The sequence below is a fragment of the Deltaproteobacteria bacterium genome (genome assembly GCA_016874755.1).
GTDB lineage: Bacteria > Desulfobacterota > Binatia > UBA9968 > UBA9968 > DP-20.
In genome coordinates this window covers 91,998-100,348 of record VGTH01000019.1, presented here as the reverse complement: position 1 = coordinate 100,348, position 8,351 = coordinate 91,998, and the positions used below count along the sequence as shown (strand labels likewise).

8 protein-coding genes and 2 pseudogenes are annotated in these 8,351 nt (G+C 58.3%); 8 read left to right on the top strand and 2 right to left on the bottom strand.

Annotated features, from left to right (window positions below; genetic code table 11):
* Window positions 1-128: 128 nt before the first annotated feature.
* A pseudogene (locus FJ145_13475) lies at window positions 129-251 on the bottom strand (heme-binding protein).
* A 120-nt stretch (window positions 252-371) separates the two neighbouring features.
* On the opposite strand from FJ145_13475, the gene FJ145_13470 reads away from it, so the two are divergent.
* From FJ145_13470 to FJ145_13440, 7 genes are all read left to right on the top strand, one after another.
* On the top strand, window positions 372-656 hold the full coding sequence (locus FJ145_13470; GenBank protein MBM4262424.1) for a hypothetical protein: 285 nt from the start codon (window positions 372-374) through the stop codon (window positions 654-656).
* A gap of 63 nt (window positions 657-719) precedes the next feature.
* Window positions 720-920 (top strand): hypothetical protein, encoded by a 201-nt coding sequence (locus FJ145_13465; GenBank protein ID MBM4262423.1) that lies wholly within the window; start codon window positions 720-722, stop codon window positions 918-920.
* A 153-nt stretch (window positions 921-1,073) separates the two neighbouring features.
* Complete coding sequence (locus FJ145_13460) at window positions 1,074-2,126, top strand: hypothetical protein (protein MBM4262422.1); 1,053 nt, start codon at window positions 1,074-1,076, stop codon at window positions 2,124-2,126.
* Between the two features lie 111 nt (window positions 2,127-2,237).
* Entirely contained in the window at window positions 2,238-3,215 is a 978-nt protein-coding gene (locus tag FJ145_13455; protein MBM4262421.1) for an ABC transporter substrate-binding protein, read from the top strand.
* 270 nt (window positions 3,216-3,485) lie between these two features.
* Window positions 3,486-4,406, top strand: coding sequence for a sodium:calcium antiporter (locus tag FJ145_13450; protein ID MBM4262420.1), 921 nt, complete (start codon window positions 3,486-3,488; stop codon window positions 4,404-4,406).
* A 117-nt stretch (window positions 4,407-4,523) separates the two neighbouring features.
* Window positions 4,524-4,730, top strand: coding sequence for a hypothetical protein (locus FJ145_13445; protein MBM4262419.1), 207 nt, complete (start codon window positions 4,524-4,526; stop codon window positions 4,728-4,730).
* Window positions 4,727-5,746 carry a putative sugar O-methyltransferase gene (locus FJ145_13440; protein ID MBM4262418.1) on the top strand — a complete coding sequence of 340 codons (1,020 nt, stop codon included), beginning with the start codon at window positions 4,727-4,729 and terminating at the stop codon, window positions 5,744-5,746. The genes FJ145_13445 and FJ145_13440 overlap by 4 nt, the downstream gene beginning before the upstream one ends.
* A gap of 227 nt (window positions 5,747-5,973) precedes the next feature.
* Here FJ145_13440 and FJ145_13435 read toward each other — a convergent pair whose 3' ends face one another.
* Window positions 5,974-6,675, bottom strand: coding sequence for an SDR family NAD(P)-dependent oxidoreductase (locus FJ145_13435; GenBank protein MBM4262417.1), 702 nt, complete (start codon window positions 6,673-6,675; stop codon window positions 5,974-5,976).
* Between the two features lie 176 nt (window positions 6,676-6,851).
* Here FJ145_13435 and FJ145_13430 point away from each other — a divergent pair.
* Window positions 6,852-8,039 (top strand): annotated as a pseudogene (locus tag FJ145_13430) (cytochrome C).
* The last annotated feature ends 312 nt before the right edge of the window (window positions 8,040-8,351 follow it).

The window sequence follows — 8,351 nt, the reverse complement described above, 5'->3', positions numbered from 1 at the left end:
ACGCAAATGAATCGTCGGTCTCGAAGAGCCAGTTCATTGGAAGAGTCCTTTCAGGAAGTAACGGGTGATCGGCGCGATACTAGCCGGTGCACTTTCAAGCTGTCAAATGAATTGTGCGCGAACGATGCGGTGCACGAGGTGTCGCCGCTGACAGCTACGCCGCCGACGAACTCGCCACTCCTGTTGTAAAGGGCCAAGCCGCCACCGAAAACATTGACTCCGCCGACTCTTTCACCGACGAGTGGATCGTTGGGTTGGTCAAAAGGGCGATGCGACTTTTTGTACCAATTCCTACCTTTGACATAAGCCGCAAAGGTCAATTATAGTCCCAAGGTAAGTCTTCGGATCGTCTAACATAGGAGGATAATGAGATGATTGTTCTCAGTCCGGAAGGGAAGGCGCAGGTTTCGGCGGCGAAAATCACTTCCGTGCCGCGCCTCACGAGCCTAAAAGGCAAAACCATCGGCATACTCGATAACAGCAAACCCAACGCCGACAAGTTGGCAGAGCGGCTGGCTGAGCTGCTCAAAGAACGCTATGGCGCGGCCAACGTGATTACGCGGCGCAAGCTGACGGCGCAGCAAGGGGCGCCGAAGAATTATATCGAGGAGCTGGCGGGCGAGGCGGACTTTGTCCTCGCCGGCCTGGGAGATTGAGGGTCGTGCACGTCGTGGAGTGTCCACGACTCACTCGAAATCCAAAAGCGCGGCAAGTTTGCCGTGACTTTCATCACCGACGCGTTCACCGCGTTGGCGAAGTCCGAGAAAGAAGCCTTCGGCGCGCCCGATCATCCGGTGCTCGTGGTCAAACATCCCATCGGCACAGTCAAGATCGAAGAAGTGAAGCAAAAAGCCGAAGCGGCGCTCGACCAGTTGGTCGATATTCTGCTTGAGCCCACCGCCAAACAGAAGGTGGCTTGAGTAATCGTTTTGAGTCTCGGGTTTCGGATCGCGTGTTAATGCGCGAGATTCGGAGCCCGAGATGCTTTTATACCGCCAATTTATTTATGGTTGACTCTCGGAACTGACTCGACTTAGCTCTCACTCGTTACAATCAGTTTGAGGAACAAACCCATGGCCACAGCAGCACTCCAGGCAGAACGCGTCGAAATTCCTGACGATATTTGGGAAGCGCAAGAATATTTCATCGAAAAGGGCTGGTCCGACGGCATGCCTGTCATTCCCCCGACCGAAGAGCGGGTGGCCAAGATGCTCGCCGGCACCAAGCGCAAGCCCGACGAAGTGATCGGTTCGGTGCCGCCGCGTTGGGCGCCCGCCACCGTCGAGAAGACCGCGATCAATGGTGTGCTCTCCGGCTGCAAGCCCGAGTACATGCCGGTGTTGATCGCGGTTGTCGAAGGTCTCTGCGATCCCAAGCTGAATCTCTACGCGCTCCAGGCAACCACCGGCGGACCGGCGGTGATGGCGATCATCAACGGCCCGGTGCGCAAGAAGATCAACGTCAACGGCGGGTCTAACGCGCTTGGCGAAGGCTGGCGCGCCAACGCGACCATTGGCCGCTTCGTGCAGATGGTCAAGCGCAACCTCGGCGGTTCCCTGCCCGGCACGACTTGCAAGGCAACGCTCGGCTGGCCGGGAAAATTTTCCATCTGCATCGGCGAGAACGAAGAAGTCAGCCCGTGGGAGCCGCTGCACGTCGAGCGCGGCTTCGACAAATATCAAAGCACCGTGACGGTGATCAGCGCCGACGCGTCGATCCGCGCCTCTGATTTGGACAGCACCAAAGCCGAAGGTATTCTGACCAACTTTGCGCAGCGCATGGAAGGACCGTCAGGTCCGGAAGCGATCATGGTTGTTTGTCCGGAGCACGCCAAGATCATTGCCGGCGACGGCTTTAGCAAAAAAGACGTGCAGAAGTTTGTTTGGGAGCGCGCCGCGTACCGCATGAAAGATCTGCCCGATGAAACCTTCGCGCAGCGCGTCAAACGGCGCAGCGATCTGAAGCTGACGCGCGACAGCATCATCCGTGTTACTGACAAGCCAGAGGATATCCTCGTCGTCGTCGCCGGCGGCGACGGCTCGCAGTCGCAGTATGTTCACGTCTGGGGGCAGAGCACGCCGGAAGGCGGCTCGACGCGGAGTGTGACGAAGGTGGTTAAAGACTAAGAGAAGAATAGCCGCAAAAAACGCAAAGGACGCAAAAGGGATTCGGATCTAGGGGCGCGATTTATCGCGCCCTCTTTGCGTCAGGGGAAGCATTTGGGAAGAAAATATCGCATGAAATTTGTTTCACTGTTTTTAGTTGGTTCTTTGATGTTTACCGCGCAAATGACTTTTGCCGCGGACAAAATCCGCATCGGCTACTCCGGCGCGACGATTACTAACTCGATGCTCTGGGTGACGCACGAAGCGAAGCTGTTCGAGAAGAACGGCATCGATGCCGAAATTCTCTACTTACAAACGACGCTTGGCCAGACGGCGATGATCGCCGGCGAGATCCAGATGTGCGTTTATTCCGCGAGTCTCTTAACGCCGGCGCGCTTGCAAGGCGCGGACGTCGTCATGCTGCTAAGTTTTCTGCACAAGCCGACCTATCGGCTGGTAGTTAAACCGGAGATTCGCTCAGTGGCTGATTTGAAGGGCAAGCGTTTCGGTGTCACCCGCTTTGGCACCGTGAGCGATTGGACGACGCGCTTGTTGTTGGCGAAACTCGGGCTTGACGCCGAGAAGGATGTGACGCTGATCCAGACGGGCGATGTGCCGATCATGGTGAATGCGCTGGCCACAGGAAAGACGATCGACGCGGCGATCATGCAGCCGCCCTACGACAAGAAACTCACCGCGCAGGGGTTGCGCGTGCTCTTGAACATGCAGGAGATGGATGTTGTTCTTCAGCAGACGGGCTTGAACACAACGCAGAAGTTTATTTCTCGGCATACCGACGTCGTGCGCCGAGCGGTCAAGTCGATGATCGACGGCATTCATTTCATGCGTGGCAATCCCGCTGTGGCGAAGCGCGCGATCAGCAAGCACATGCAGATTAAAGATGAGCGGGAGCTGGAAGAGTCCTACCAGCTTTTGCGCAGCTTCATTCAGCCAAAGCCCTATCCGAATCTCGATGGCTTCAAGCCCATCTTCGAAGAAGCGGGCAAACGACTGCCAGCGGCGAAAACCGCCAATGCGAGAGATTTCGTTGATACGCGCTTTTTGGAGGAGTTCGATAAATCTGGCTACATTGATGGACTCTACCGCTAATTCAGTCTGTCATACCGGCGCAGGCCGGTATCCCCGCTAATCGATATTTTCGCGATGGCTATTTCTTCTGTTCAATCCGAACGCATCGAGGGCGCCGACGACCTTATCGACGAGCTCGCCAAGAAACTCCCGGCGGCGCGCACGGTGAATCCGCGCGACTTTATGGACACGCGCTTTATTCAAGAATTGGACAAGTCGGGCTACATCGACGGCTTGTACAAGTAGCGCGGCCAAGGAATCGTTTCCACAAAGCTTCATCTCCGCAAAGCCGTGAATGACTATATCTATTTGATTGCGGGCATCGTTTGCGCCGGATTGGGCGGCGAATTGTTTGTCCGCGGTTCGGTCGGTTTGGCGCGCAGCCTCAGGATCCCGCCTGGCATCGTCGGCGCCACCGTGGCCGCCTTTGCGACCTCCAGCCCGGAGCTCGCGGTTTCGGTGAGCTCTGCCTTGGCGCACGTGCCGCAGATCGCCCTGGGCGACGCGCTCGGCAGCAATGTCGTCAATGTTGCGTTGATCCTTGCGTTGGCGCTGACGATTGCGGCGATTCGCTGCCCGCGCGACAGCGTCAAGCGCGACTATACTGTTGCTTTGCTGCTCCCGGTGATCACCGGTGTTTTGATATTGGACGGTCAGATCTCGCGCCTCGACGGCGCTGTTCTGATCTGTATCTTTGTCGCCTGGCTCATCGCGGTGATCATCGCAGCACAACGCCAGCGCAGCGCCACCGGCAATGTCTTGGGCGAGCGCAAGCTCGGCAAGGCGATTGCCGAATGCGTCGTTGGCTTGGCGCTGCTGGTTTCCGCGGGCTATTTGATCGTCAACGGCGCCCGGGGTATTGCGGTCGCCCTCGGCATCGGCGAATTTGTCATCGGCGCAACGGTGGTGGCGGTCGGCACTTCGGTGCCAGAGTTGGCGACCGCGATCATCGCCAAGATGCGCGGCCACGACGAAGTCGGGCTCGGCACCGTGCTCGGCAGCAATATCTTCAACGGCGTTTTCATCATCGGCGTTGCGGCGCTGATTTATCCGATCACCGTGGCCTGGCGCGATGTCACCGTCGCGCTAGTGTTCGGCTTTTTGGCAGTGGCATTCACGTTTCCGCTGCGCGGTGGGATGATTGAAAGACGGCGCGGGTTTTTGCTCTTGGTCCTTTACGCGGTTTATCTCGGCGTGATACTGCAACGCTGACGGTCAACTTGCATTCGGGAAGGCCCATGAAGGCTACGGCAATCGGCGCAAGGCCGCGACCGCAGTGGACATCATTCTCGCTGCGACCAATGCCAGCGTGCCGGTGTTCGATGGCCGATGGCTAGAGCCGGGGTGCATATCACGTCGATTGTGTCGAGCAACATCGGTTTTGTGAAGGGCGGATTTAGCGCCAAGAAGCGCCGCGAGTTGGACAATGAAACGATTCGCCGCGCCGACGCGCGAAAATCCTTGGGAGTTGCAAAACCGATCGACCAAGAGGAGGTTGTGGATTACAGCTTTCTTCGGGCCGGCCTGGGAAAATGAACAGGATGCTGCAACCATCGCCGCGACCGGTGCTGCTGCGCGACAATCGGCGCCTTTGCGCTGCCCAATTGGCGCGTGCCAAAGCGATCTGCGACGAGGCGCTGGAATGGGTACGCGATCGTGAGGCCTACATCGAGCGCCATGCGGTGGACCGCCGCTTTGCGCTTCCCGATGCCAATTGGTCGCACGATGCGCCCAACGAATTTGTCCGTCTGTTTCAACGCGTGGCGCAAGCCGATGCCCAGACACTCGCTCACTTCCGCGGGCTTGCCCAGGTTTTTAGTGGCTACAGTCTGTACCGGGTTTGTAACGGCTACGGATTCTCTGCCGCCACAATGGAATTGTCGGCGACCTTGGACCAAGAGATTGCCGAGCGCTTGGCTCAACAGAACCGGATCCACATCGAAGACTGGCGGCGGATGACAAACGGCTTGCCGCGGCGATTTCTGTTCACACCTCCAGCGCTCTTAGGTGAAGTGGGGCATGAGGTCGACGGTGTGATCGTCAACAGCGATACTTGCACGTACCAGGAGCGGATCAATCTTGTTTATGCGTCGGGTCTGGCGGACTGGCTGGACGAGAAGTTGAAGACGAGTGGCGCAGTTCGCGTGGCAGAGATTGGCGGCGGCTACGGCGCCTTGTGTCACTGGTTCATGCAAGCTTATCCGGGCGCATCGTACACGATCATCGATTTACCGGAATCGCTGTTGTTCTCGCGGCTCTACGTTTCGTTAAGCTGGCCCAACCTCGCCACCACTGTGGGACTCGAACGGGCACATCAAGGAGTGCGTTTCGTGCCGAACTACATGGCCGAGCAGCTTCCCGAACGATTCGACCTGGTGATTAACACGCTCTCGATGAGCGAGATGAGTGACTATCAGATCAGGCGATACGCCGATCTGATCAAGCGGGCTTGGCTCAAAGATGGCGGGTTTTTTTTTCGAACAAAACCAGGACAACCGCAAGGCCGGCCTGCCATGCGCCGAGCGAGTGTTACGGCGGGAGTTTCCGTTTAGAATGAAAATTCGATCGAGCCGACAGCGCCCGAGAAACGGCTCGCCGAACATCTGGGGGCTGAGCCCAATTCAGCTCAAGCCCAAACCGTTTGGCAGCGTACGGCCGAGTTTGACTTCTGCATCGGCTAGGCCGCTGCCGGCGCGCGTGCTCTCAAAGATTCGAGCGGCGCTCCGGACTGGAAGGTGAAGAGTTAGCGGGTTGGCGCTTTACGATGTCTCTCGTTTCCCTAAAATTTTTCCGTCCACGGCCTCAATTCAATGTGCGATGCCCACGAGCTTCGGTGCTGGCGATGCAGCTGTAGATAGGTTTGCGCGATCGCGTCCGGGTCGAGGGTGCCGTCGGGGCCGGCGCTGGCCATGCGCTCGGGGCGCGCCGGGTTAGCGATGCCGCCATCGATGACGACTTGAGCGACATGGATATTTTTTGGTTGCAGCTCGCGCGCCATGCTTTGCACCAGTCCTGTCAATCCCATTTTCCCCATGGCGAAAGCGGCGGAGTTGGCGTAGCCCTTGACGCTGGCCGACGCGCCGGTAAATAAAATTGTCCCGCCGCCGGCTTTGAGCATGCGTCTGGCGGCCGCCTGGCCGACGAGAAATCCGCCGTAGCATGTAACGAGTATTGTCTGGCGCACCTCTTCTGGATCGAACTCGGCGAAGGGCCCGCGCACGCGGCCGCTGGCGTTGTAAACCACGACGGTGGGATCGCCGATGTCTTGGCCCACCGCTTGAAACAAATTCTCAACACTTTTGGGATCGCTCGCGTCGCAGGCGTAGGCGCGGCCATCGATCTCTTTGACTAAACCAGCGAGCTTGTCGGTGCTGCGCGAGGCGAGCGCGACTTTCATGCCTTCGCGCTTGAACAGTCGCGCCAGCGAGGCGCTCAGGCCTGGGCCAGTGCCGACGATGAGTGCGATTTCGTTTTGTGCCATGACCATCCCTCCTGCAGTGTAAGGCGAATCTACGACGGCGTTTCGTAAAGCTCAAACGGGCAGCTCCGTTAGGCCTTCGGCGTATTGGCGCTCTTGAGTCAATTGGTGTACAAAGCTGTGACAACGATCTGCGCTGGAGGGGAGTTATGATCAAACAATTATTGGCTGCATGGGCGATGGCGCTTTGCTTGACGCAGGCCGCGTTGGCGGGTCAGGCGCAGCCGGTGCAGTTGCCGGACGGCGAAGCCAAACCGATGGTGCAGGGTCTGTGCTCGACCTGTCATGACTTGAATTTGATTACGCGCAGCTCCGGCTACACGCGCGAGCATTGGAAAGAATTGATCGGCACCATGATCAAGATCGACGGCACGCCGGCCGGCGACAAGGTCACCGAATACCTGGCGGCGAACTTTCCGCCCCATACCGAGCGCAAGCCTAACTTAGTCTCCGGCTCGTTTCAGATCAGCATGAAAGAATGGCATGTGCCGCAGCTAGGTCAGCGCGCGCGCGACCCAGTGCAGGCGCCGGACGGGTCGATCTGGTATTGCGGGCAATACGGCAACGTTGTCGGTCGCATCAAGCCGGACACCGGAGAGGTCTGGGAATACACCTTGCCGGACAAAGCTCTGCCGCACAGCGTGACGCCGGATCGCGACGGCAACATCTGGTACACCGGCAATGGCAACGGCACCATTGGCAAGCTCGAACCGAAGACGGGTAAAATCACCGAGTACAAAATGCCCGACCCCAACGCCAAAGACCCGCACACGGCGGAGTTCGATTCGAAAGGCAGACTCTTTTTCACCCTGCAAGTGAGCAACATGATCGGCCGCCTGATTCCCTCCACCGGCGAGATCAAGTTGGTGCCGGTGCCGCGCAAAAACGCCCGGCCCTACGGCATCAAAGTCGCATCTGACGGCAATCTTTGGGTGTCCTGCAATGGCAGCAACTGCGTCTTGAAAATCGATCCGGAGACCTTGGCGATTCAGCAGTTCGAACTGCCCGAGGGAACCACGGTGCGCCGTCTCGATCTCGCGGCCGATGGCACCGTTTGGTACGTCAACTCGGGCCTGGGGCGGCTCGGTAAGATGGACCCGAAAACCGGCCAATACAAAGAATGGGCCTCGCCGAGTGGGCCGAAGTCGCACCCCTATGCGATCGCCGTGGTCGATGGCATCGTCTGGTACAACGAATCGGCGCAGCGCCCGGACGCGCTGGTGCGCTTCGATCCGGCGACGGAAAAATTTCAGAGCTGGCCGATTCCCTCAGGCAACGTTTATTCCGGCATCCTGCGCCACATGCGACCAACGCGCGATGGTAATCTGTTGATCCACCAGAGCGGGACCAATCGAATTATTCAGGTCAATACCAAACCGAAGGCGGCCAACCGCGCCGCGGCGATTGGCGGGAAAGTCGTGGGCGGGTAAACCAACAAAGCCACGAGTAGGGACAGGTCGCGACCTGTCCCTAGCCCGGATTCTTCATCGCTGCGGCGCGATCGAAGTGAAACTCTTCCGGAGCGAAGGCAACAGATATCCGCTTCGACGCCGCCTCGTAGGGGCGACCAGCGGTCGCCCTGCTCTGCGAATCGCAGTGGAAAGGTCGAGAAATCCCCAGCATCGGCAAATCAAACCGAACGATTTGCCTGATGCCTTCGCTTCTCCAGAGTTCCACTT